The organism is Micromonospora sp. NPDC049529 (assembly GCF_055586685.1).
Genome location: NZ_JBVJHT010000021.1, coordinates 88,299 through 112,951, shown reverse-complemented (window position 1 = coordinate 112,951; position 24,653 = coordinate 88,299). Strand labels below are relative to the sequence as shown.

Here is a 24,653-nt window from a genome sequence, read left to right as displayed (position 1 = left end):
GACACTGGCGCTCGTCGATCAACCCGTCGCCGTCGGGATCGCCACCCTCAGCGGCCTGACGGTGCTCGCCGTACCGTTGATGGCCGTGTTCGGGGCCGTCGTCATGCCTTGCGGCCGACCGCAGCATGTAGCCCGGACCGCTCCGGGTGCTCGAACGTCGGTCCCGCCGGAACCAGCTCGGGCCGCCACTGGCTGACGAACACCACACCCGGTGACACCAGCTCAAAATCACCGAGGTACGCGGCGACCTGCCCTCGGGTCCGCGCCGTCGACCGTACCGCCGCCGTCTTCGCGTACGCCGCCCGCAACCGCTCCACCTCCTCCGCCGTGAACGACTCCGTCGCCCCGTGGGAAATCACCAGGTAACTCCCCGACGGCAGCCACTCCCGCACCATCGCGAGCGCCCGATCGGCATCACCGTCGTCGAGTACGAAGTGCAGCACCGCGGCGAGCAGCAGGCCGACCGGTTCGTCCTGGTCGATCAGGCCGGTGTCCTTCACCCGGCGCAGCAGCTCCGCGGTCTGCGTCAGATCCCCCTCCAGTGCCACCGCACGCTCGTCACCGCGTAGCGCGTCCGCCAGCTGGGCGACCGCCTCCGGGTTGATGTCCACATACACGACCCGCGCGTCGGGCACGATCGTCCGGGCGATTCCGTGGACACTGCCCTCGCCCACGATCGCCGCTGACCCGATGTCCACGAACTGCCGGACACCCTGCGCAAGCAGGTGACGAACCGCCCGCTCCAGCCATGCGCGGTTCGCCTGCGCGAGACCACGAGTGCGGTCGTTCGTCTCCACTATCTTGTTCGCGGCCACGCCGGGCTGCTCACCGGAAGCGAGGTCGGCGTAGATCTCCGAAACACTCGCCGTCTGATCGGTCACTGGATGCCTCTCCGTGAGGGGTGGAGTGGGGCACAGCCCGTGCCAGGGACAGCCCGCGTGGCTCTTCCTCGGCCTGGAGCCTGATTCATCTGGAGCCTGATTCAATGAAGGGCAGCTCCGGTGGGAGCTGCGGGCTCGACCGCCACCGGGCGGCAACCGTTGAACCGCACCGTGCCTCAATGAAGGGCAGCTCCGGTGGGAGCTGCGGGTGGCCGGGCCGGATCGCCTGCGCCTGCCATGTCGCCACGCCTCAATGAAGGGCAGCTCCGGTGGGAGCTGCGGGGGTCACGGGTCGCGTGCTGCCGGACTACCACCCGTCAAGCCTCAATGAAGGGCAGCTCCGGTGGGAGCTGCGGGTGCAGCTCGATGGTGTCCTCGCTGTGCCGGCCGACGCCTCAATGAAGGGCAGCTCCGGTGGGAGCTGCGGGCGGCTACGGCGACGAGCAGCGCACCATCCGCGTCCGCCTCAATGAAGGGCAGCTCCGGTGGGAGCTGCGGGTCGGCCGCCACAGCGCGAACCAGGGTGGTCAGCTCGCCCTGCCTCAATGAAGGGCAGCTCCGGTGGGAGCTGCGGGGATCGCCCGCACGTGCCGGGAGCAGCGACACGCCGGCCTCAATGAAGGGCAGCTCCGGTGGGAGCTGCGGGTCGTCACGGCCGTCGTGGCTGACGTTGATTGCGGTGCCTCAATGAAGGGCAGCTCCGGTGGGAGCTGCGGGGGCTACGTGAGGATGCAGGCGATCCGCTCATCCGGGCCTCAATGAAGGGCAGCTCCGGTGGGAGCTGCGGGTTGAGTGCGGAGGCGATGTCGTGGGCCAGGGCTTCGGCGCCTCAATGAAGGGCAGCTCCGGTGGGAGCTGCGGGTGCCGGAGGTAGCGGTGTCCGGGCGCGATGGTCGGCCTCAATGAAGGGCAGCTCCGGTGGGAGCTGCGGGCAGCAACGCGCTGCCGGTGGTGGCTGCGGCCGACAAGCCTCAATGAAGGGCAGCTCCGGTGGGAGCTGCGGGCACGGGCGGCGCCACCGGCAGCGTCGTCGCGGTCGAGCCTCAATGAAGGGCAGCTCCGGTGGGAGCTGCGGGGGTGTGACCGGCAGCGGGCTGCGCGAGTCGTGGTGCACGCCTCAATGAAGGGCAGCTCCGGTGGGAGCTGCGGGGCAGGACAAAAGTGACGTTACGCTACTTGAGATGGTTGAGGCCTCAATGAAGGGCAGCTCCGGTGGGAGCTGCGGGCCGCCGTGGGCACCGGGCTCAAGGGCGCGGCCACCGCCTCAATGAAGGGCAGCTCCGGTGGGAGCTGCGGGCTACTACGTCATCGACCGGCTCGGCATGACGATGAAGCCTCAATGAAGGGCAGCTCCGGTGGGAGCTGCGGGGGGCGGCGTCGACGGGCAGGGCATCAGCCCGAAGACGCCTCAATGAAGGGCAGCTCCGGTGGGAGCTGCGGGAGGGTCAAAATTCTATCCCCCTTGACCAGCGTCCCAGCCGCTTCGCCGCGAAGGGTGAGCTCCCCGTGGTCGAGATGATGCCCCAGAGCTGCGTTCGTGGCGCTCAACAAGGCGCTCTGGCTGGACAAACATCCCGCGACGGGTGCCCGCTTACGGGCGGGACGACGAAGGCTTCGCCGACGGTCTAAAGAATGGCTGGTCCGTGACCGGTGATGGTGCGACTGCGGCCCACCACGTCGAGCGACCGACGTTGGTTGTCCCGCAGAGTACCCAAATCGCAGAAAAGAACAGAATCTGTACCCTGCTCGATCAGGTCGACGAGCTGGGTACGAAGCCGCAAAAGCTTCGCCGGGCGGGCATCCACGATGAACACGCTGTACTGCACACGGTCGCCGTACGATTCGAGCTTCTTGGCCACCCTCGTTCGGCGGACATCATCGGAGATGTCGTACGCGATGAGGTAGCGCCGGACGTCGTCCAGGCTCATCGGACTTTGATGCCCTGGTACCGGGGCTGTGTCCCGTCGATGACTCCCAGGACAAGTCGTGCCTGGATCTCCATCGCGCGCCGCCATGTCACGTCGTACCCGAAGATGGGGTGACGGAAGGTGCCGGTGACGCGGCGCTCGTAGCCGGCGATGAGTGCCTTGCGCCCACGCTCGCCGATACGGGTTGTCCCGAGAACGGTCGAGAAGTCTCGGGCGCGGATTTCGCCGTTGTTGAATGCGTTGATGACGACCGAATCGGCTACCGGGGCCCGGAACTCCTCGACCAGGTCCAGGCCAGCGCTGGTTTGTTGCGTCCGCTGCTGTGCAGGAAGCCGGCGTGCGGGTCAAGACCGCAGGCGACGACGGCCCGCAGGGCGTCGGCAGTCAGCAGACCGTAGCAGAGATTCAACGCGGCGTTGAGAGGGTCACGGGCCGGACGTCTTGTCCGTACAGAGAAGGTCAGCCCTTCCGCCGTTACCACTCTCGGCCGGAGCATGGTCAGGAAATGCTCGAAGTAGCGCGCCGCGGCGTCGCCCTCGATACCGAAAAGGTCGGTCAATGACGGCGCCACCAGGGCTTCCCGTTGCAGCTCCCGCAGCCGGGCCACTGCGGTCGGAGCGTCACCGTGCCGGCGCAGCAGCGTCGCCTGGTTGGCGACCTTTGCCGAGACGAACTGCCGGGCCAGGTCGATGCGCCCGTTGTATGAGGCGACATGTTGGAGCAGTCGCGGGCCGCCGTTGGGCCCTTGCGCCGCCCTGGCCCATCCGGTGACCCGACCTGAGCTTGTGCACCACACGACGGACAGGCTGCGCCACAACAGCTCCCGGATGAGGCCGCTGGAGAGGTCGACGTTGCCGTGCACCACCACGCCCTGCACACGTTCGATCGGAAAGGTGCCGAGCTTGTCGCCGCTCTTGCTGACCTCGATACGCCCGCGGGCGACGTACGCCCGTGAGCCCGGCGTGGTCAGGTGCAGCACCTGCGTATCAGGGTCAGCCACGACAATCCGGCGAGTCACGGACGTGAGTGGGCGTTCGTCGGGAAGGCAGACCGTGATGTGCGAGCAGCGGGAGCAACGCCGGTCGTCTTCGAGTGGAGGCGGTGCCTCCTCGGCGGCGAGGGTACGCGCGGTGGCCACGACGGTCTCCCGCGCGAGCGTCATGTCTTCCGCGGTGATGGGTACGTCGACCCGGGTGCGGTGGTTGGTGAAGTAGATGGCCTGCCCCGCCACGGGTAGCCCATGTCGGCCAGCGCGCCGGCCAGGAGCGCGACCTGGATCCGCATCGGTTCGGTGACCTCGGGTCGGCGGCGGACCGGGGTGGCCTTGTGCTCGATGACCGTCATTGCGGCGTTCTCGTCGAGCTCGACGGTGTCGCAGCGCCCGATCACACCGAGGTCGTGGCTGATCACATCGACGGCACGATAGCGCCGGGATCGCGACCCGGTCGGATCGTCGGCCGGCGCGTGCGCCTCGGTGCCGATCGCCATCTGGTGCGTGTCGGTCGTCTCACCCACCGCTTCCAACCAGGCTCGACGCGGGCAGAATGCCTGATGTGCCACCAGGCTGATCGGAATCAGTTCGTGCATCAACGGCGACCGGTCTTGAGTAGCTCACCGAGCATGGCCCGACGTTCGGGTGCGCTGTCGCTACCGAACCGATGCACCGGGAAGCGTACGACCGCGGTGACGCCCCGGCTTGCCAACCATTGACGGGCGACCTCACCGCTCGACGCGTCGTCGTCCGCAGCTCGGCCGAGGTCGTTCGGAGAGAGTCCGGTCCTCGCGAACTGGGCTAGCTGCCTGCTCGCGAGGATCGTACGGTGCCGGGCGGTTCGCCACTGACCATCCCAGACGGGTACGTAGAAGTAGCCGGATGTCCCCCGCCCAATGTGCCCAGTCGCCTCGGCGAACTTGTTTGTGTTCTGGGCGATGGGGAACTGCGAGATGCCCCACAGGGCGCACCAGGCCAGCGCGTTGTCCGTCGGCCCCGGCGAGGCGAACCCGGTAGGCGTACGGCTGGTTGGTGCGTCCTTGCCGATCTCGTCGCGGACGCTGCGGCCGAGCAGTCCGTCGCTGACTGCCGCGGCGGTGCGGGCGGCGACCGCCGCGGCAAGTGGGCGGATCCGGTTGCCGACGAACTCGGAGCCCTGGTTGCGGGGCTGCATCTCCAGCCGGCTGGCGCCGTCGTCCTGGAGTCGCTGGCCCTGTCGGTTCCGTCGCCAGTAGCTCGGCTCTCCCAGCGCGGCGATCAGCCGGAGATCGAGTAACGCCCGCGCGGCGGTGAGCCGGTCGAGCACGTCGTGCCGGCGGTCCTGGAGTGAGCACCAGTCCTCGCCAGTGGTGATGACGCTGATTCGCGGACTCATCAGCGCTCGCTGCTCGTCTTCGCTGATTTTCCGGCTCGGCCAACTCTCCGGCTCGTCGTGCCGGGCCGCGTGCCTGCGTACGATCTCGCCGATCGTCTCCGGCGTGGCCTGCGGCGCGCTGAGCACCGGTCGGGGCGCCATGCCACCGGTCCACCGAAGTCGAACGCCCTCCAGGCCGCCGTGCTCGACGATTGCCGCGAGCCCGTACAGTGCCATGTGCGACAGCATCGTCGTCGATTGGGCGGTCGCCAGTACGAAGTCGGTCATGACCCCTCCGCCGATACCTGCCCGTCGGCCGCGCGGAGCAGCGCCTCTAGGTAGGCGCAGCCCCACACCCCCCAACGGATATGTGTACGTTCGATCAGCTCGTCCCACAAGCCCTCGTCGTACAGCGTGGTGGCGATTTCGCCGGGGCTGTCCACCAACTGTGCGCTCGTGTGTGGGAAGCCGTGCCGGCCGTGCCCGTGGCTCGTGCCGATCAGCCGAGCCACCAGGTCCCGGCGTGTCTCATCCAGAGCGGCCAGTTCTGGCCAGGCGCGGACAACGGAGAACTGCTCGTGCCGCCAGCCAGTCGGCAGGCCCGAAGACTGACGGCGCCGCCGGCTCGTCCGCGCGTCTCGCACCCCGCTCTTGGCCAGCGGTTCCCCGTTGCCAGCACCGGCACGCAACAAGCGCTGGAATCTGTCGTCCGCCTTCCCATCGTCGTGGTGGAGGCCCGCGAGGCGCAGCGTCTCCACCAGCTCGGTGTCGAGGCCGAGCCGGGTGGCGACGGCCTCGGACCGCCTCGCCACGGCTTCGGCGTGCCGCCGCAGCGCGACGGGCCTACGGCGCGGGGTCCACTCCTGCCGCAGCTCCGCGTCCGCGGTCGCCTTGCGGAGGTCGACCACGATCAGCCGGACGAGTTCCGCCTCGCCGTCGTCGGATTCCTGCCAGCGGACGGTCACCTCTGCCCCGGCCGGCTCGTCCTCCGCCCGGTCGAGCAGGTCGGCCGCCGCTGCCACCATCGGTCGCGGCGCCAGCTTCTCACTGTGCACGCGGAGCAGCCGGGCGATCTCCAGTGGGTCGGGCTCGGCCGGGTAGTCGGTCGCGACGGCAACGGCGTCGAGGAGCCGGCGGTGAACGGCGGCGTCGCGCTCGATCCGGAGCACGACGTCGCCTGGCTTCGGGTCGGCGAGCGCGTCAAGCACGTCGTCGACCCGCTCGTTGCCGTCTGGGTCGACGACCCCGGCGGTGAACAGCTCGGTGCTGTCGTCGATGACGAGCTGGTCGCCGGGCCGGAGCCGATCTCCGTCGGCCAGCGGGCGCGGTGCGTCGTCGCCCGGCCGGACCAGCACCGAGCCCGGCTTCAGACGTTCCCGGATTTTCGCCGCCTGCCGGATCGAGACCGGAAACACCTCGTGCTCGCGAGGAGGCAGCACCTCAATCAGCTGCACGGCTTCGGTCTCGTCGTCCGGCAGCGCGCGCCGGACGACGAGACCGATCTCATGGTCGGCCTCGTCAAGGTCGTCGGAGAGCCACAGGTCGAGGTCGTCCTGGGGGGCGGCGAGGTCGTCGCTGGTTCGAGCGAGATGCCACGCCTGGGCCAGTTCCAGACGCTGGAGCAGGTCCCGCTTCAGCGCCGGGACCGGCGGTCGAGACTCGCGCAGCGCCCACGGCGCCAGGCCGGCCGGATCGGACTGCCGCTCCACCAGCCAGGCGTGGGCCGCCACCAGGTCTTCACGCTGGTACGGCCCGGACTGAGCCCCGGCGGGCAACTCGGCTGCCGGTACGACCACGGAGACCGTCGTGGCGCGCAGCCCGAGCCGGTTGACCCGGCCGGCGCGCTGGGCGATGGCCCCACCGGGGGCCAGCTCCGTGACGGCGGCGGCCAGGTCGAGGTCGACTCCGACCTCCAGGCTCTGGGTACTCACCAGGACGTCGACCGCCCGGTCACCGGCGATGCTGAGCAGCGTCGACTTCGGTGGCCTCAGACGGGCAACGTCGTACGGCCGCAGCCGCCCGCAGACCAGCTCGGTCGTCATGCCACGCGCCCGCAGCTCCTCGGTGACGGCGGCGGCGACCGCGACGGTGTTGACGAAGCACCCGACCGTCGGGCCGTACTCCTGGCGCAGCCGCACCGCCTCGGCCGCCAACGCCGTGACGCCCGCCTTGCGGGCAGGGCCGTTGAGCGGGATCGGCCAGGAGGTGAGTGGCAGCAGGGTGACGGGTTTGGGCGTGGTCAGCCGTTGCCGCAGCGGCTCGTCCACGTCCAGATCGTCCGGTTCGACGCCGATCGCCACACCGGCGTCGGCGCGAGGCGTGGCGGTGGTTTCGACAACCTGGAGGACCGGTACGTCGAGCGGCTCATCGGCGACCGCGGCCAGCTCGGTGACCCGGCGGGCCGTGGTCACCAACTGCTGGGACAGGTGCGCTTCGTCGACGACGGCGACGGTGTCGTACGCGAGCAGGCCGGCCTCGCGGGGCCACGCCTGTGCCCGCGACCCGTAGCCGGACAGCAGCAGGCGCGAGCCCCACATGTCGGGCGTGGCGCAGAGCACGACGCAGCCGACTGGGTCGTCCAGCCAATCTCGGGCTGGGGGTGCGCCCCCTCGCAGCAGCGCCGTCGACAGCGCAGGGCGGGCCGGGCCGTTCCGGGTAGCCGACAGTGAGTGAAGCGCGTCGGCCACCCGGGCGAGGACGTTCTCACCTCCGCGGGCATCCGCCAGCTGGTTCGCGACGAAGGTCGCGTGCTCGTGCTGGTCGTCGACAAGGGCCCGGCGGTCGACGACCAGCGCCAGCCGACGCGGCACCCGGACCGGGTGACCGGAGGCCATCAGCGCCACCGCGAACACGTGTACGTCGATGACGCTCGTCTTGCCCGCCCCGGTCGGCGCGACGAGCTGGTCCGGCCAACGTCCGGTACTCAGAATGTGGTCGAGCAGCCGCTCCTGCCACCGGAACGGCCGATGTCCCCCACGGACCGCAGCGAAGAAGGCGCCGAAGTCGGCGCGGTCGAGGCTCACCGGGCCAGCCTCCGCGCGATGGCGGACGGCAGGTCTCTCGGCACGAGCAGACCACCGCCCAGGTGCCGGCTCTGCCCGATCGCCGCGATCGTCCGGGGGCCGGCCAGGTCACCGAGGCTCAGCACCGCGCGGTACGGCTGGATCACCGTATCTGGGTTCACCTTGTGTACGTAGCGACCGACGTCGCCGTCCATCACCCGTACCGCCGACTCGACCCGGACCCCGCGCCCGGCGGCAGCCTCGGCCAGCGCCCGGTAACGCGCGTCGCCTCGGCCCGGTGCGGAGATCTCGTGCCGCCAGGCCAGCGCGACCGACAGCGCGGCGGCGTCGGCGAGGGACCAGCGGCCGCCACGCGGCGGCCGGCTGTCGGGCACGGCGACCGGCTCGGTCTGCCACCACCGTTCGGTGCCAGCGGGCGGCTCCGGCCAGAACTCGTCGGCCGGGACCTCCACCGGTGGCCCGAGGTTGAACGGGCCGGCGGCGACCCGGACCCGCCTCAGCCGCTGCACCGCCATCCTGATCAGGGTGCCCTCGACGTCGCTCGCCTCGCGTGGCAGCAGCAGAGCCAGCGCCGTACCGCCGACATGCGGCGCGTCGGGGCCGAGGAACTGGATCGCACACCGGTTGCTGGGACGCGGCGCCCCCGACTCGTAGGCGCCGGTCAGGATTGCGGGTGCGCCGTCGCCGACGAGGTCGATGAGCGCGCGGTGTACTGCCACCGCGCACCGGACCCGCTGCTGCGGCGGGATGGGTCGGTCGACCCGGAAGACCAGCACCGACGTCCACGGTGTCGGCGGGGGCGGCGGCTCCGGCCGGGCGTACCGGCCTAGTTCGATGCCAGCCGTCACAACCGGCGGCGGCCCGGTCCTCTCACTCGACCGGTGCGCATCGGCCTTCAACGGCGGCGCCACCGACGCCTCGCGGTGCGCCGCCTCGAGCGCCTCCAGGCGACCGGTGGTCGCCACCGCGAGGTCCAGGCCCTCCCCGGTGAACAGGTCGGCGTCGCGGTCGAGGCGGTGAGTCGGTTCGGCGTCCGCCACCGCGAGCCGCACCGGTGACTCGCTGGTCCCCAGGTACGGCACCTCGGGACACAACTCGGCCAACGCGGTGGCCACCGGCCCGGGCGGATCCTGGTCCCACGTCCACGCGAACCGCCCGGCCACCGCAACGCCACTCAACGCTGGCTTGCCGACAAGCTTTTCCGACAACGGGTTGCGGCCCTCCTTGACGACCAAACCCTCCTTCCGGTAGGCCGTCGCGACACCTCCGTTGCGCAGCGTCTCCGGCACGGCGATGCCGTCCGGCGGGTTCGCCTCCAGCCACCGCAACGCGTCACGGTCGGCCTCACAGAGCTGTAGCCCATCACCGTGGGAGACCGCCCGGACCCCCTGCGCCGCCGCGGACAACAGGGCCGCGTACAGGCGGGCCGGTGACGGCAGCGGATCAAGCTCACCGCTGCCCACGTGCCCCCGGTAGACGCCGAGGAGAGGCTCGGCGACGATGGCGAAGCTCACGACTTTTCGTCCGTCTCGACCGCGCCGGAGACGATGTCCGGGTTGCCGGTGACCCACATCGCCAGACCCGACCAGGTGACGTCGGCGACCTTCTCGGCATGCGCGAGCGCCTCGCTGAGCAGCAGGTCGGCCGCGTCGATGCTGAGCGGCTCGACGTCGAGGAACACGCCGCCCCGCTGATCGAGCCTGAACTTCTGCGGCGCCGCCTCGACCAGGTCGCAGTTGGCCCGCAGGTAGAGCTCCGCGTCGGAGCGGGCGAGCGCGTTGAGTGCCAGCGCCGCCAGAAGCGCCCGGCATGCGGCGTCGCCCTCGACGCCGGCACCGAAGCGCATCTGGCGCAGCGTGGCAAAGGACAACACATGCGTACGGATGATGGCGTCGCAGGCGACGCCGGCCAACTGGTCGAGCGTCGGCGGGATACCACCGAGGCCGAGCGGGGACGCCGACTTCGTCTCGCCGGACCTGATCCCATTGGCCGTCTTCAAGATCTCGTCGTAGGTGGTCGGACTCAACTCCGCCCGCTGCCGATCGGCCGTCTCGGCCATCGTCTTCTTGCCGAGGTTGATCTGCATGCCAACCGGGTCGACCCGCGCGCCGCCCCGCAGCCTCGGCTCGGGCTTCGTCAGCCCACCCGTCGCGTCACGACTGGCCGAGACGAAACCGACGATTTCCCCGACCAACGCGCTCCGCCAGCGCCCCTGCCGGCTGCGCCGGCTCGAGTCCCACCCACCGAAGACCAACGTCACCGGACTCGTCTCCAGCAGAGCCCGGGCGTTGGCCGGGGTCGCGTCCCGGACCGCCCGGTACGCCTCCGTCTGTGTGGTTGGCCGGTCGCCGATCGAGCCAGCGCGAATATGTCCGTCGAACACCCGGTGTGGCAGCGTGAGGTCGTAGAAGTGTTCGACAGCGCCGTCCCGCTCGTACGTGACCCGCACATGCGGCACACGGGACAGCAGCGGGTGCCCGTCCTCGATGGCCTGGGCCAGCGCCAGCTCGGCCCGGTTGAGCTGTGACTGCTTGGAGTCGATCATCACCGCGTAGCGGCTCTCGCCACCGAGGTAGCGCTGCTCGTACGCGTACACACCGCCCTTCTTGCCCCGCTCGGCGAACTTGGCCGGCGCGACAGATGTGTGCGGCCCACCGGCCGGCTCCAGTTGGGTGGTCGACGTTAGGCAGCTGGACCCACCCGGCGACCCCGCAGCCAGCAGGGTCGAAAGATCCAACGAACGCATCAGACGTCCTTTCGCGTGTTCAACTATCGAGCCGTCTTGTCCTTTTTGTTCTTCAGGCAGCATTCACACCAAACCCCCGGCGCGCGCCTCCAAATTACGTAGCTGCCTTCAGTGTGCGGTCGGTTCGAGCCGCCCAGTGGGAGGCACGAGCACGGAAGTCCACGCGTACCTACGACGGGTGGTGAGCGCCAAGCCCTCCCTGAGGGATACCTGGGTGTATAACCGTCCCATGATTCGCCGACCTTGAAGACCTGGTAAAACTGAGGATGCAGGGCGTAGTGCCCTTCATTGAGGCGTAGCGGCCTTCAGCCTCCACACGTCGGGCAGCAAACCGCTTGGCCTTCGGGGACAGCTTGTCGCCTCAATGAAGGGCAGCTCCGGTGGAGCTGCGGCCAGCCACCGAGCGTTACCCCGGCATGATCTCCGTGCAGCCTCAATGAAGGGCAGCTCCGGTGGGCGCTGCGGCAGGATGATCGTCGGGTCCAGGTGCGTCGGCACCATGCCTCAATGAAAGGCAGCTCCGGTGGGAGCTGCGGCGGTCGTCGCCGTCGTACGGCCGCCACCCCGCGTACGGTCCTCAATGAAGGGCAGCTCCGGTGGGAGCTGCGGCAGCGCCTTAGCGTTGGACGTGGACAGGTCGATTTCGCCTCAATGAAGGGCAGCTCCGGTGGGAGCTGCGGCGTGCACCTCGTGCCGGTCGGTCGGGCTGATTGCCACCGCCTCAATGAAGGGCAGCTCCGGTGGGAGCTGCGGCCGGTCTTGTGGCAGTCCGCGGCTGACTTGGTGATGCCTCAATGAAGGGCAGCTCCGGTGGGAGCTGCGGCACTCTCGCGCAATCGGATTCGCGCGCACGCGCACCGCTCCGCCTCCATGAAGGGCAGCTCCGGTGGGAGCTGCGGCTTCCTCGTGCAGCAGCTCCCCGCGCGCCGGGTCCAGCCTCAATGAAGGGCAGCTCCGGTGGGAGCTGCGGCGGGTACTACGCGGCGGCGGACCCGAAGTCGTCGGAGGAGCCTCAATGAAGGGCAGCTCCGGTGGGAGCTGCGGCGTCGATCACGTGGGTCTCCGGGGCGGCCCGGTCGGAGCCTCAATGAAGGGCAGCTCCGGTGGGAGCTGCGGCGCGCGGAGCTGGATCAGCAGCCGGGCGGCGACCTGGCCTCAATGAAGGGCAGCTCCGGTGGGAGCTGCGGCTCGAACCGGTCGGAATAGGCGCGGAGGTTGACGTTGCCTCAATGAAGGGCAGCTCCGGTGGGAGCTGCGGCGGCCGTACTCGTTGGACGGGCGACACCACCGGACCGGGAGCCTCAATGAAGGGCAGCTCCGGTGGGAGCTGCGGCGGAGCAGGTGGCCCGGGCGATCGCCGACTGGGCGCACGCCTCAATGAAGGGCAGCTCCGGTGGGAGCTGCGGCCCGGCCGCCGTCACGTTGACCGCCGTAGCGGTCACGGTCGCCTCAATGAAGGGCAGCTCCGGTGGGAGCTGCGGCCTGCCCGGTAGCCGCGCCGATCCGACCCACGAACGCCTCAATGAAGGGCAGCTCCGGTGGGAGCTGCGGCTGGGTCGAAATCCTATCCCCCTTGACCAGCGTCCCAGCCGCTCCGCTGCGAAGGGTGAGCCGCCCGCAGTCAAGATCATGCCCCAGAACTGCGACCGTGGTGCGTAACAAGGTCAGCTGCCTGGACAAACGTCCCGCGACAGGTCCACGCTCACGGGCGGGACAACGGAGGCTTCGCGACGGCCTAAAGGATTGCTGGCTCGTGGTCGCTGACGGGACGACCGCGGCCCACCACGTCGAGCGACCGGCGCTGGTTGTTCCGCACAGTACCCAAGCCGCATGATGCTCTTTGCCGAGGCGGATCTGATGCGCGAACACGCGACCCGTCTCACCGCCGGGTGCGCCCGGCCGAACGTGCTGGAGGTCGGCCTCGGCCTGGGCATTCTCGCCACCCAACTCGGCGAGGTCGGCTACGCCGCGATCGGGTCACCCCCGACGCGGACAAGGACATCCTCAGGTTGCGGGCCGGCACCGGTGGTGAGGCGCGAGATTCTGGATAAGCGTACTGACCGACCAGTGCAACCGGGGGTGTGAAGGACGGATTCTTCCTCGTCTACGACGGCCTCAAGGGCCTAACCGAGCTGGTCACGGACGTGTGGCCCCACACGATCATGCGCGCGCATCATCCATAACACCTTCCGGCTGACCTCACGCAGGCACTGGGACGAGTTGAAACGGCACGTTAAGCCGATCTGCACCTTGGTCAACGCCGCCGCTGCCCGGGCCGCGTTCGACGACCTGGCCGACAAGTGGGACGACCGGTAGCCGGCGGTGATCCGCCTGTGGGGACAACGCCTCGGCCGAGTTCATCCCGATGCTCGCTCGGCCGACATCACGTCCAGACGGCTCGGCCATCGGCTCGCCGAGCTCACCCGCAAGCTCCGGCTCAGCGGAACTACATCCGAGTCGGTCACCGAGTTCCTCGTGGCACGGCGCCCGCAACGCCTGGCGCAGTGACCAGCAGGCACTTTGCACGAAGATCTTGCACCCCTGATCAACATCCCACCGTGGCGACGTTGCCCCGCCCGACCCGACGAGGACAACGACAACGGTCAGTCACCGGTACGCGCTTCGAGTGGGGCGGGCGGGACTCGAACCCGCGACCGAAGGATTATGAGTCCTCTGCTCTAACCTGCTGAGCTACCGCCCCTGGTGGTGCGGGAATGGTAACCCGCGTGCCGAGCCGTCCGCCGACCGCTGACGGGCACCCAACAGCCCCCGCCACGACCGCCGGGACCAGCGCCGGCACCGCCGAGAATAACAGCGCCGACCGACACCGTACGGACCCACGCAGCCGCGGCGTCGGACGCTCAGACGGCCAGCGTCAGGTGACGTACGACGGCGGCGCCGGCTCGCCAACCGCTGGCCAGGGCGCCCTGGATCGACGGGCTGTCCCGATGGTCACCGGCGACGAACACCCCGCCGCCGAGGTCGACCGGCTGCCGCAGCCGCCCCTTGAGCGGCAAAGCCGCCGGCAGTGCGGCCGGCAGACTCACCGTGGTCAGATGCTCCCAGTCGTCGGTCCGCCAGCCGTACAGCCGACCGAGCTCGGCCCGTACGACAGGCTCGGGCGGCGGGGTGGGGCCGGCCACGGAACTGGCGATCAGGTGCCGACCCGGCGGGGCGTACGTGGGTGCGGCGCGGCTGATCACCACCGTGTTCGCCACGAGTTCCCGGCGGTCGCCGTCGAGCAGCAGGATCGGCTCGGCCAGCGGTGGCGAGCCGGCCGAGTGGTAGTAGGTGGTTAGGGCACGCATCCGCACGTTACCGAGGGCGGGCAGGAGGCGGGTTGCCGTACCCGGATCGGTGGCGACGAGGACGGCCCGGCAGCGGAGGTCGCCGTCCGGGGTGCGGACCAGGCCGGGGCCGATCGTGCTGACCGGGGTGTTGAGTCGCAGCAGGGTACGTGGCAGCGGCGCCGCCACCGCCGCCGGCAGCTCCCCCATCCCGCCCGCCGGTACCCCGATTCTGCCCCGCACGAACGATCGGGCGATCAGGGCGCTGACGTGGCTGGAGGTGTCCAGGGCCCGGTCGGCGAGTACGCCGGAGAGGAACGGCCGGAGCAGTTCTTCGATGATCCGGTCGGAGAGCCCGGCCCGGTGCAGGGCCTGTTCGGTGCTGACCTCCGGGGCGTCCAGCAGGCGGTGCACGGGCGTGGTGGCACAGCTCGCCGCGAGGGCGGCGAGTCGGAGCCGGTCGCGCAGCGTGCCGATGTCGGCCGATGCCGTCAACGGTGCGGCGATCGGGTCGCGCAGCGGGTTGGTGAGCCGGTGCAGGCGTCCGTTGCGGCGGACCAGCACTCCGGAGGTGAAGTAGCCGAGGTTGAGGGTGTCGAGGTCGAGCAGGGTGCCGAGCCGGGGGTAGCCGGTGTTGAGCACTTGGAAGCCCCGGTCGAGAAGGTAGCCGTCGACGCGGTCGGTGGCGACCCGGCCGCCGAGCCGGTCGGCGGCCTCGACGAGCAGCCAGGGTATGCCGGCCCGGTGCAGCCGGCGGGCGGCGGCGAGTCCGGCGAGACCACCGCCGACGATCACCACATCAGTGTCAGCGGGCATGGCGGGCGCGGTAGTCGGTGTCGTCGGGCGGTTCTGGCTGGTCGGCGCGGGCGAGGCGGCTCGGCCACCAGATCGCCGGTCCGATGTGGTGGGCCAGGGCCGGGACGAGCAGGGAGCGCACGATGATGGTGTCGATGAGGACGCCGAGGGCGACCGCGAGGCCGAGTTCCACCAGGATCACCAACGGGAGTACGGCGAGCGCCGAGAACGTCGCGGCCAGTACGAACCCGGCGGAGGTGATCACTCCGCCGGTGACGCAGAGTCCGCGCAGTACGCCCTGGCGGGTGCCGTACTTGACGGCTTCCTCGCGTACCCGGCTCATCAGGAAGATGTTGTAGTCGACGCCGAGGGCGACGAGGAAGACGAAGGCGAACAGCGGGAACGAGGCGTCCACCCCGGGGAAGTCGAAGCCGTGGGTGAACAGCACCGCGCAGAGCCCCAGGGTGGCCGCGAACGAGAGCACCACGGTGATGATGAGCAGGAGCGGGGCGACCAGTGAGCGCAGCAGCAGGGCGAGGATGACCGCGATCACCCCGAGCACGGTGGGGATGATGACGTTCTGGTCGCGGTCGGCGGCGTCGCTGGTGTCGATGTTGATCGCGGTGAAGCCGCCGACCACCGCCCCGGCGTCGGGTACGGCGTGTACGGCCACCCGCAGCCGCCGTACGGTGTCGCGGGCCGCCAGGCTGTCGGCCTCCTCGGCGAGGGTCGCCTCCAGTTGGACCCGCCCGTCGACGACCTTCGGCGGGGCCTGTGGGCCGGCTGCGGGGTCGGCCTGGCCGCCTTCGCCGGGTGCGACGGTCAGCGGTTGGACCTGCACGACTCCGGGGACGCCTCGGGCCACCTCGGCGACCCGGTCGGCGCTGCCCTCGGCGACGAAGATCATCGCGGGGCTGCCGAGCCCGCCGGGGAAGTGTCGGTCGATGATGTGCTGGCCGTCGACGGAGTCGGTCCGCTCGGTGAACAGGTCGGCCTGGCCGAGGGTGGTGCCGCCGAGTTGGGTCAGGCCGGCGGCGAGGGCGACGAGCGCGGCGGCGGTGATCGGCCAGACGAGTCGGGCCCGGCGGCCGATGAACCGGCCGGTGGCCCGCCACAGGCCGCCGGAGCGGTCGGTGCTGCCGGCGTGCGGGACCCGGGGCCAGAACGCCCACCGGCCGCCGAGCAGGAGCAGCGCCGGCAGGAAGGTGAGCATGACGATGAGGGTGATGCCGACGCCGACGGCGGTGACCGGGCCGAGAGCGCGGTTGGAGTTGAGGTCGGACAGGAGCAGGCAGAGCAGGCCGGCGATGACGGTGCTGCCGGAGGCGAAGATGGCCGGTCCGGCGCCGCGCCAGGCGGCGATCATGGCGTCGAGCGTACGGGGGTGGTGGTGCAGTTCCTCCCGGTAGCGGGCGATGAGCAGGAGCGCGTAGTCGGTGCCGGCGCCGAAGACGAGCACGGTGAGGATGCCCTGGGCCTGACCGTTGAGTTTGATCACGTCGTTGGCGGCGAGTTCGTAGACGACGAGGGTGGCGACCACGTACGAGATTCCGGCGGCGAGCAGCGGGATGATCCAGAGCACCGGGCTGCGGTAGACGATGAGCAGGATGACCAGCACCACGACGAGGGTGACCAGCAGCAGTGGGCCGTCGATCGAGGAGAAGACGGCGGTCAGGTCGGCCAGCAGGCCGGCCGGTCCGGCGACCTCGACGAGCAGGCCGTCGGCGCCCGGTCCGGTGATGTCCCGCATGGCGTCGACGGCCTGGTGGACCCGGTCGCCGCCGTCGTCGCTGGAGTCGATCGGGACGATGAGCTGGAGCGCCTGGCCGTCCTGGCTGGGCACCGGTGGGGGCAGCGGGGTGATGACGCCGGGGACGCGGGTGAACCGGTCGGCGTCGGCGGCGACCCGTTGCCGGTCGGCGTCGGTGATGCCGCTGGTCCGTTCGTAGACGACCAGTGCCGGGGTGGTCGGCCGGTCGACGAAGCCGCTGGCGAGCCGGTCGGCCCGGGTCGCCTCGGCGTCCGCGGGTAGGAAGGCGGCGTTGTCGTTGTTCGCGACGTCGTCGAGCCGTCCGCTGTACGGGCCGGCGAACCCGGCGACCGCCAACCAGCCGAGCACCAGCGCGACGGCCACCACCGTGCCGACGGTCCGGTTGCGGATTCCCCTCATCGTTCACCCCCGCCGGATCTCCTCGGATACGACGATGCCCGCCGGCAGGGCCGGCGGGCGGGTTTGTGGGGAAAGCTCCCCCGATTGGACTCGAACCAATAACCTGCCGGTTAACAGCCGGCTGCTCTGCCAATTGAGCTACAGGGGATCGTGAGTTGCCGGGTTACTGGATCTCCCCGGTGCCTCGCGACGGCATAAGAGTACAGGACTTCCCGGGGGTCTGCGCTATGGGGTTATCGGCGAAACAGCCCACACCGGCAGCCAGGCAAAATGCCGCGCCTGCAGCGGACAGGCATGACCTTCCGGGAGGATGGGTAGGTACCTGAGCACAGACGACGCAAGCGCGACGCGGTTGCCCATCCGGTCCTCGGGGGGCGCAACGGCGCGTCAGGCACGAAGGGAGCCGCCATGCGCGGAAAGCTGTGGTTCATCGGCGGGCTGGCTGCGGGTTTCGTCCTAGGCGCCCGCGCCGGCCGGGAAAAGTACGACGAACTGGTCATCAAGGGCCGTAAGGTCCTCGACCACCCGACGGTGCAGGAGGCGGCCGGGGTCGCCCAGGCCCAGGCGAACCGCCTCTATGCCGAAGGCAAGGATCGGCTGAGCCACACTCGGCTGGGCGAGAAGCTGAGCCCGGGTACGAACGGCAGCACCACCGAGTTGACCTCCACGGGCGTCGGGTCGACGACGACCCCACCGACCCGGAACAACCCGTCCGGCAGCGGAACGGGCAGCGCCTCGTTCTGACCCGGCACGGATTCCTCCGAGGAACGGCACGGTACGGATCCCCTCCGGGGAAGAACGGCACGGGCCGGCCGCCTGAATGGCGACCGGCCCGCTGGCGTGCGGATGGATCCGCGTACGGATGGATCCGTACGGTGGTGGTCAGTCCTTGCTGGCGAAGGCGGCATCGAAGGCCGCCGCGGGTGCGTCGAAGGCGAGCCGGCGGACGAACTGGAGCGCCTCGGGGGCGCCGACGAGGCGGTCCATGCCGGCGTCCTCCCACTCGATCGAGATCGGGCCGTCGTAGCCGATCGCGTTCAGCGCGCGGAAGCTGTCCTCCCACGGCACGTCGCCGTGGCCGGTGGAGACGAAGTCCCAGCCCCGACGCCCGTCGGCCCACGGCAGGTGGGACGCGAGCCGGCCGCGACGCCCGTCGCCGGTGCGGACCTTGGCGTCCTTGCAGTCGACGTGGTAGATCCGGTCGGCGAAGTCGTAGATGAAGTTCACCGGGTCGAGTTCCTGCCAGACGAAGTGCGACGGGTCCCAGTTGAGCCCGAACGCCTCCCGGTGGCCGATCGCCTCCAGGGTCCGCTTGGTCGTGTAGTAGTCGTACGCGATCTCGCTGGGGTGGACCTCGTGCGCGAACCGTACGCCGACCTCGTCGAAGACGTCGAGGATCGGGTTGAACCGGTTCGCGAAGTCCTCGTACCCCTTCTCGATCATCGACGGCGGGACCGGCGGGAACATGGCCAGGGTGTGCCAGATCGACGAGCCGGTGAAGCCGACGACCGTCTTCACCCCGAGCTTCGCCGCGGCCCGCGCGGTGTCCTTGAGTTCCTCGGCGGCCCGCTGGCGGACGCCCTCGGGTTCGCCGTCGCCCCAGATCCTGGCCGGCAGGATGCCCTGGTGCCGCTCGTCGATCGGGTGGTCGCAGACCGCCTGGCTGAGCAGGTGGTTGGAGATCGTGAAGACCTGGAGGTTGTGCTTGGCCAGGGTCTCCTTCTTGCGCTCGATGTACGACTCGTCGGCGAGCGCCTTGTCGACCTCGAAGTGATCGCCCCAGCAGGCGATCTCCAGGCCGTCGTAGCCCCACTCGGAGGCGAGCCGGCAGACCTCCTCGAACGGAAGGTCGGCCCACTGGCCGGTGAAGAGCGTGATGGGTCGCGCCATTGTCCTTCTCCCCTGTTGGATACCTGGGATTCCCGACGGGCACCGCGGCGGCGGTGTCCGTGGACGGGCGCGAGGGAGACCGGTCCGGGCGTGCGGCGGACCGGTGGAGGCGGGACCGGTGCGTGCGTACGCACCCTGGGCGAGCGGGTTGCGCCTCCCGCTGCTCACCGGTGGTCTCCAAAGGTCGCCAGGAGCCACTCTAGGCCCCGCCCCCGGAATGGTGGAAGGGCCCCTCGACAACGAGGGGCCCTTCCGCACTCACTCAGGCCGGAAGGGTCCAGCGCTGGCTGGCGACGCCGAGGCAGTCCCAGAGGTGCACGTTCTGGCCGTCGGCGGAGCTGCCGTTCAGCACGTCCAGGCACTTGCCCGACGCCGGGTTGCGCAGCGAGCTGTCGGCGGCGTTGGCCACCCAGTTCTGCGCCCCGGTGCCGTTGCAGGTCCAGAGCTGGATCTTGGTGCCGTTCGCGGTGCCGCTGCCGTTGACGTCCAGGCACTTGCCCAGCGTCCGCAGGGTCTGGCCCTGCACGGTCCAGGTCTGCCGGGGCGTACCGGTGCAGGTGTTGATCTGGGCCTGGGTGCCGTCGGCGGTGCCGCCGCCGTCGATCTCCAGGCACTTGCCGGCGAGGCCGACGATCGCGCCGGTGCCCGGCGTCGAGCCACCACTGCGGACCAGGGTGAAGTCGTCCACGTCGAACAGGCCGGTACCGCCGCCGGTGAAGGTCAGGTACAGGTTCTGCGTGCTCGCGGGGACGTTCGTCAGGGTGGTGGTGACGTCGGCGAAGGTGTTCCAGCCGCCGGTGTTCGGCACCGCCACCGAGCCGAGGACCGGGCCGGTGGTCGAACCGGTACGCACCTGGATCGTGCCGCCCGCGCCGCCGGAGACGACCCGGGACCGGAACGAGGTGACGCCGGTCAGGTTCTGCCCGTTGTACGCGGCCCAGTCGCCGTTGTCGATGAACCCGATGGTCGAGCCGCCGTTGGCGCCGGTCTTGCCGACCACCTGCACGCCACCGGTCGAGCTGAACGTCTCGGCCTGGACGGTGGTGTTGCTGCCCGGCGGCGGGTCCGTCGGCGGGGTGCCGAGTTCCTTGATCCGGACGTTGCGGAACGACGCGTCGTCGCCGGTCCCGTGGTTCTGCAGGCCGATGTAGCCGGCCAGCGAGCGGACCGGGTTGGTGTTGGTGAAGTCGTTGATCAGTACGCCGTTGAGGTAGATCCGCAGCCGCTCGCCCTCGACCAGCAGTTCGTAGTTGTTCCACTCCCCCGGCGGGTTCAGCGCGGCGTCACGGGCGGCGATGTCGGCCGACTTGAAGGTGTAGACGGCACCGGTGGTGCGGTCGGCCGCGTCGGTGGCGTCGATCTGGATCTCGTACCCGTTGTCCACCGCCGACCACGGGTCGGTCGAGGCCGGGAAGCCGATGAAGACACCGGAGTTGTCGTCACCGGCGAGCCGCCAGTCCAGCTTCAGCGAGTACGACGAGAACTGCTTGGCGCTGTACCAGTACAGCCCCATCCCGCCGACCGAGGTGAGGGTGGCGTCGGTGTTGGTGAAGTTGCCCGGTCCGGCCTGCGACCAGCCGGTGGTGGAGCCGTTGAACAGGGCGGTGTAGCCGCTCTCGGGCCGGCAGTCGGCCTTGGTCGTGCCGGCCGCGTACCGGATGCCGCCGAGCAGGTGGGACCGGAACGCCGACTCCGCGTACGTCGACTGGGTGTGGCCGAGGCCGGTGTAGAACGAGCGGCCGCCCTCGTACGTCTTGCACCAGGAGATCGGGTGGTCGGCGCCCATGCCGCCGCCGGAGTACGACGACTCGTCGAGGTTGGCCAGCACCCGCGCCGAGGACCGGGGGTTGGTGCGGTAGTTGTACCACTCGTCGGTACGGGTCCAGGTCTGCGGCAGCGCGGCGGTGGCCGCCGTGGCCCGGTTCTCGACCCGGATGTTGGCCTGCTGGATCGCCGGGTGCGAGGCGAAGTACCCGCCGACCAGGTTGCCGTAGAACGACCAGTCGTACTCGGTGTCGGCGGCGGCGTGCACCCCGACGTAACCCTTGCCGCTGCGGATGTAGGACTCGAACGCGGTCTGCTGGGTGGCGTTGAGCGCGTCGCCGGTGGTGTTGAGGAAGACGACGACCTCGTACTGGGCGAGGTTGGCGGTGGTGAACGCGGCGGCGTCCTCGGTGGCGGTGACGGTGAAGTTGTTCGCCGCGCCGAGTTCGCGGATGGCCTGGGTGCCGACCGCTATCGAGTCGTGCCGGAAGCCTGCGGTCTTGGAGAAGACCAGCACGTCGTACGGGGCGTCGGCGGCGCTGGCCGGGGTGGCGGGTGTGGTACAGGCGATGACGGCGAGCGCCGCCATGGCCGTACCGAGGACGGGTCGCAGGAGTCTGCGCATCGGTGCTCTCCCTAGGGCGAGTCGGGAAGGGCCCTTCCGTCGGACAACGATCGGAAGGGCCCTTCCCTACATCAGGGCGGTGGGGTTACGGGAGGGTCCACTTCTGGTTGGCTGCGGTGGGGAAGCACTCCCAGAGGTGCACGTCCTGGCCGTCGGCGGAGCTGTTGTTCGACACGTCCAGGCACTTGGCCGTGGTCGGGTTGCGCAGCGAGCCGTCGGCCTGCGGGACCCAGTTCTGGGCACCGGTGCCGTTGCAGGTCCAGAGCTGGATCTTGGTGCCGTTGGCGGTTCCGCCACCGTTGATGTCCAGGCACTTGCCCAACGCCCGCAGGGTCTGGCCCTGCACGGTCCAGGTCTGCCGGGCCGTACCGGTGCAGGTGTTGATCTGGATCTGGGTGCCGTCGGCGGTGCCACCGCCGTCGACCTCCAGGCACTTGCCGGCCAGGCCCTTGATCGGGCCGGTGCCGCCACCGCCGCCACCGGTGCCGGTGGTGAAGGTGAAGGCGTCCAGGTCGTAGAGCGCCCCGGTGCCGGTGCCGGCGAAGGTCAGGTAGAGCGTGGTGGTGCCGGTTGGCGGGCTGGTGATGGTGCCGGTGACGTTGACGAAGGTCTCCCAGCCGCCGGTGACCGGGACGGTCGCCGAGCCGAGCACGGTGCCGGTCGCGGAGCCGGCCCGGACCTGGAGGGTGCCGCCGGCGCCGCCGGAGGAGACGCGGGCGCTGAACGAGGTGGCGTTGGCGAGCCGGTACGGCTCGAACGCGATCCAGTCACCGTTGTTGATGTCGCCGACGGTCCGACCGCCCTCGGCCGGGGTCTTGGTGTACGTGGCGATCCCGGACGAGGTCTTGTAGTGCTCGGCCTGCCGGTGCTTGGGCTGGAGGATGTGCTGGGTGTGCGTGGTCAGCCCGCCGTTGTCGGTGTACTCGGCGTCGAAGATCGGGAAGATGTTCGCCGCGTCGTCGTGCTCACCGTCGGTCGGGATGGTGATCGTGCCGGTGCAGCCGTTGGCCGAGGTGATCTGGTGGCCGTGGGTGTCGTGGCCGAGCACGTAGGTCATCTTGACCCGCGAGCAGGCGACCGTCCCGTCCTCCGGGTCGGTCACCGTGATCTGGAACGGCACCGCGTCACCGAAGGCGACCAGTTGCCCGTTGGCCGGGGTGTTGATGGTCACCACCGGGGCGGTGTTGCCGACACTGATCGCCACGCTGGCCGTGCCGGTGGCGCCGGCCGGGTCCCGTACGGTCAGGGTCGCGGTGTAGTTGCCGTTTGCGGTGTACGTCTTCGTCGGGTTCGCCGCCGTCGACGTGGTGCCGTCACCGAACGCCCACGAGTAGGTCAGCGCGCCGCCCTCGGGGTCGGACGAGCCGGCCGAGGAGAAGGTGACCGCGAGCGGGGCCGCGCCGGAGGTCCGGTTCGCCGAGGCGACCGCGGTCGGGGCCCGGTTGCCACCGGCGATGTAGTCGAACCGGTACAGGGCCGAGTTCGCGTCGCCGTTGAAGTAGCCGGTGCCGTAGTCGAGCACGTAGAGCGCGCCGTCCGGTCCGAACGCCATGTCCATGACCTGCTTGCCGACCCAGGGGAAGGTGTCGATCGTGCCGACCGAGCCGTCGGTGTTGACGTGGATCGGCTTGATCCAGCCCCGGCCCAGCTCACCGGCGAAGAACTGTCCCTCGAAGGACTGCGGGAACTTGGTGGTGGAGGGGTTCGACGCGTTGTAGCGGTAGACCGGGCCGCCCATCGGGGACTCGGAGCCGCCGCCGAACTCCGCCGGGCTGCCCGCGTCACCGGCGTACCGGATCCAGGACGGGCGGGCGGGCGGCAGGGTGGTCTGGCCGGTGTTGCGGAACGAGTTGTTGGTCGGGCCGCCGGTGCAGTTGTACTTGGCCGCGCCGGGCCCGTCCGGGAAGGTCCACTCGTTGTACGTCTCGCTGCTGGTGTTCGTCCCGGTGCAGTACGGCCAGCCGTAGTTGCCGGGCGAGGTGACCCGGTTGAACTCGACCTGTCCGCTCGGTCCCCGGTTGGCGTTGGTGGAGCCTGCGTCCGGGCCGTAGTCGCCGACGTAGACGTAGCCGGTGGCCTTGTCCACGCTCATCCGGAACGGGTTGCGGAAGCCCATCGCGTAGATCTCGGGGCGGGTGTTCGCCGTACCGGGGGCGAACAGGTTGCCGGCCGGGATCGAGTACGTCCCGTTGGCGTTCACCTTGATCCGCAGGATCTTGCCGCGCAGGTCGTTGGTGTTGCCGGCGGAACGCTGGGCGTCGTACACCGGGTTGCGGTTGGTCCGCTCGTCGATCGGCGAGTAGCCGGCGGAGTCGAACGGGTTGGAGTCGTCACCGGTGGACAGGTAGAGGTTGCCGGCCGCGTCGAAGTCGATGTCGCCACCGACGTGGCAGCACATGCCCCGGTCGGCGGCGACGTCGAGGACGTTGACCTGGCTGGCCATGTTCAGCGTCCAGTCGGCGTTGACGGTGAACCGGGACAGCCGGTTCACGCCCTGCCAGGCGGTCCAACTCGTACCGGTGGCGGGGGCGTCGCCGGCCGGGGTGGACAGCGGCGGGGCGTAGTAGAGGTAGATGAACCGGTTGCTGGCGAAGCCGGGGTCGACGCCGACGCCCTGGAGCCCTTCCTCGTCGTGGGTGTAGACGGGCAGGGTGCCGACGACGGCCGTGTTCCCGTTCGCGTCGGTACGCCGCAGCGTGCCGTTGCGGGCGGTGTGCAGGACCGAGCGGTCGGGCAGTACGGCGATCGTCATCGGTTCGCCGACCTCGGCCGCGCCACGGGCCAGGGTGACCTGCTGGAAGTCGGCGGCGTTGATGGCGTGGGCCTGGGCCGGGGCCGCGGTGCCGAGTACCGCCGGCGCGGTGGTCACGACCAGCAACAGCGCGGCGGCGGTTGCCCGCCTCCGTAGGCTTGGCGTGGTCCGACCATCTGTTCTGGACATGGTCATGCTTCCCTTCCTGACCGAATGACTGCCAGGCAAGGGCGCGCGCCGTCGCGCCAGATGCCGTAGCGGGGGTGGAACCAACCTGGGGGACGCCACTCCCACCAGGCCGCGACCGCCGCTTGTTGTTGCGCGCCGGGTCCGCCGGGTCGCCGGTCGTTGGGTCGACCGCGCCACCGATTTACCTCGTCGTAACAACTCTGCGCTGGACACGACATTAATTACTACTTACCGATGTGTCTATACCTTCTGCGCGCC

Annotated in this window: 14 protein-coding genes, 2 tRNA genes, 2 pseudogenes and 2 CRISPR repeat arrays; of the genes and pseudogenes, 3 read left to right on the top strand and 15 right to left on the bottom strand. The window is 70.0% G+C overall.

The window, feature by feature from the left end; translation table 11 throughout:
* Positions 1-101 precede the first annotated feature (101 nt).
* From ACZ6QQ_RS30375 to cas7g, 8 genes and pseudogenes are all read right to left on the bottom strand, one after another.
* Positions 102-881 carry an SAM-dependent methyltransferase gene (locus ACZ6QQ_RS30375; RefSeq protein ID WP_465880925.1) on the bottom strand — a complete coding sequence of 260 codons (780 nt, stop codon included), beginning with the start codon at positions 879-881 and terminating at the stop codon, positions 102-104.
* 98 nt (positions 882-979) lie between these two features.
* Positions 980-2,322: direct repeats of the CRISPR family, unit length 36 nt; unit sequence GCCTCAATGAAGGGCAGCTCCGGTGGGAGCTGCGGG.
* Between the two features lie 184 nt (positions 2,323-2,506).
* Positions 2,507-2,809 carry a CRISPR-associated endonuclease Cas2 gene (cas2, locus tag ACZ6QQ_RS30370; protein ID WP_465880923.1) on the bottom strand — a complete coding sequence of 101 codons (303 nt, stop codon included), beginning with the start codon at positions 2,807-2,809 and terminating at the stop codon, positions 2,507-2,509.
* Positions 2,806-4,040: pseudogene (cas1, locus tag ACZ6QQ_RS30365) on the bottom strand (CRISPR-associated endonuclease Cas1). Before cas1 ends, cas2 begins: the two are co-directional and overlap by 4 nt.
* A complete protein-coding gene (locus tag ACZ6QQ_RS30360) occupies positions 3,968-4,369 on the bottom strand; it encodes a CRISPR-associated protein Cas4 (RefSeq protein ID WP_465880922.1) in 402 nt (133 codons plus the stop codon). Before ACZ6QQ_RS30360 ends, cas1 begins: the two are co-directional and overlap by 73 nt.
* 26 nt (positions 4,370-4,395) lie before the next feature.
* Positions 4,396-5,442: a hypothetical protein gene (locus ACZ6QQ_RS30355; RefSeq protein WP_465880920.1), complete on the bottom strand. Its 1,047-nt coding sequence runs from the start codon at positions 5,440-5,442 to the stop codon at positions 4,396-4,398.
* A complete protein-coding gene (gene cas3g, locus ACZ6QQ_RS30350) occupies positions 5,439-8,177 on the bottom strand; it encodes a type I-G CRISPR-associated helicase/endonuclease Cas3g (protein ID WP_465880918.1) in 2,739 nt (912 codons plus the stop codon). Before cas3g ends, ACZ6QQ_RS30355 begins: the two co-directional genes overlap by 4 nt.
* Positions 8,174-9,691 carry a type I-G CRISPR-associated protein Csb2 gene (csb2, locus tag ACZ6QQ_RS30345; protein ID WP_465880917.1) on the bottom strand — a complete coding sequence of 506 codons (1,518 nt, stop codon included), beginning with the start codon at positions 9,689-9,691 and terminating at the stop codon, positions 8,174-8,176. Before csb2 ends, cas3g begins: the two co-directional genes overlap by 4 nt.
* Complete coding sequence (cas7g, locus tag ACZ6QQ_RS30340) at positions 9,688-10,923, bottom strand: type I-G CRISPR-associated RAMP protein Csb1/Cas7g (protein WP_465880916.1); 1,236 nt, start codon at positions 10,921-10,923, stop codon at positions 9,688-9,690. The genes csb2 and cas7g overlap by 4 nt, the downstream gene beginning before the upstream one ends.
* Positions 10,924-11,353: 430 nt before the next feature.
* Positions 11,354-12,475: a CRISPR direct-repeat array (repeat unit 36 nt; unit sequence GCCTCAATGAAGGGCAGCTCCGGTGGGAGCTGCGGC).
* 278 nt (positions 12,476-12,753) lie between these two features.
* Here cas7g and ACZ6QQ_RS30335 point away from each other — a divergent pair.
* Together ACZ6QQ_RS30335 and ACZ6QQ_RS30330 are read left to right on the top strand one after the other, a co-directional pair.
* Positions 12,754-13,008 carry a hypothetical protein gene (locus ACZ6QQ_RS30335; RefSeq protein ID WP_465880953.1) on the top strand — a complete coding sequence of 85 codons (255 nt, stop codon included), beginning with the start codon at positions 12,754-12,756 and terminating at the stop codon, positions 13,006-13,008.
* Positions 12,900-13,236 (top strand): annotated as a pseudogene (locus ACZ6QQ_RS30330) (transposase); the annotation flags it as partial. The gene ACZ6QQ_RS30335 and the pseudogene ACZ6QQ_RS30330, both read left to right, overlap by 109 nt.
* A gap of 314 nt (positions 13,237-13,550) precedes the next feature.
* On the opposite strand, the gene ACZ6QQ_RS30325 reads toward ACZ6QQ_RS30330, so the two are convergent.
* From ACZ6QQ_RS30325 to ACZ6QQ_RS30310, 4 genes are all read right to left on the bottom strand, one after another.
* Positions 13,551-13,624, bottom strand: a tRNA-Ile gene (locus tag ACZ6QQ_RS30325).
* Positions 13,625-13,784: 160 nt separating this feature from the next.
* A complete protein-coding gene (locus ACZ6QQ_RS30320) occupies positions 13,785-15,026 on the bottom strand; it encodes an NAD(P)/FAD-dependent oxidoreductase (RefSeq protein ID WP_465880915.1) in 1,242 nt (413 codons plus the stop codon).
* On the bottom strand, positions 15,016-17,175 hold the full coding sequence (locus ACZ6QQ_RS30315; protein WP_465880914.1) for an MMPL family transporter: 2,160 nt from the start codon (positions 17,173-17,175) through the stop codon (positions 15,016-15,018). The genes ACZ6QQ_RS30320 and ACZ6QQ_RS30315 overlap by 11 nt, the downstream gene beginning before the upstream one ends.
* A 75-nt stretch (positions 17,176-17,250) precedes the next feature.
* Positions 17,251-17,323: transfer RNA gene (locus ACZ6QQ_RS30310), tRNA-Asn, on the bottom strand.
* A gap of 260 nt (positions 17,324-17,583) precedes the next feature.
* On the opposite strand from ACZ6QQ_RS30310, the gene ACZ6QQ_RS30305 reads away from it, so the two are divergent.
* Positions 17,584-17,919, top strand: a complete 336-nt coding sequence (locus ACZ6QQ_RS30305; protein ID WP_465880912.1) for a hypothetical protein — start codon at positions 17,584-17,586, stop codon at positions 17,917-17,919.
* A gap of 138 nt (positions 17,920-18,057) precedes the next feature.
* Here ACZ6QQ_RS30305 and ACZ6QQ_RS30300 read toward each other — a convergent pair whose 3' ends face one another.
* The 3 genes from ACZ6QQ_RS30300 to ACZ6QQ_RS30290 form a co-directional block, all read right to left on the bottom strand.
* Complete coding sequence (locus tag ACZ6QQ_RS30300; protein ID WP_465880911.1) at positions 18,058-19,065, bottom strand: sugar phosphate isomerase/epimerase family protein; 1,008 nt, start codon at positions 19,063-19,065, stop codon at positions 18,058-18,060.
* 262 nt (positions 19,066-19,327) lie between these two features.
* Positions 19,328-21,454, bottom strand: coding sequence for a ThuA domain-containing protein (locus tag ACZ6QQ_RS30295; protein ID WP_465880909.1), 2,127 nt, complete (start codon positions 21,452-21,454; stop codon positions 19,328-19,330).
* An 85-nt stretch (positions 21,455-21,539) separates the two neighbouring features.
* Entirely contained in the window at positions 21,540-24,395 is a 2,856-nt protein-coding gene (locus tag ACZ6QQ_RS30290; protein ID WP_465880908.1) for a PQQ-dependent sugar dehydrogenase, read from the bottom strand.
* Between the last annotated feature and the right edge of the window lie 258 nt (positions 24,396-24,653).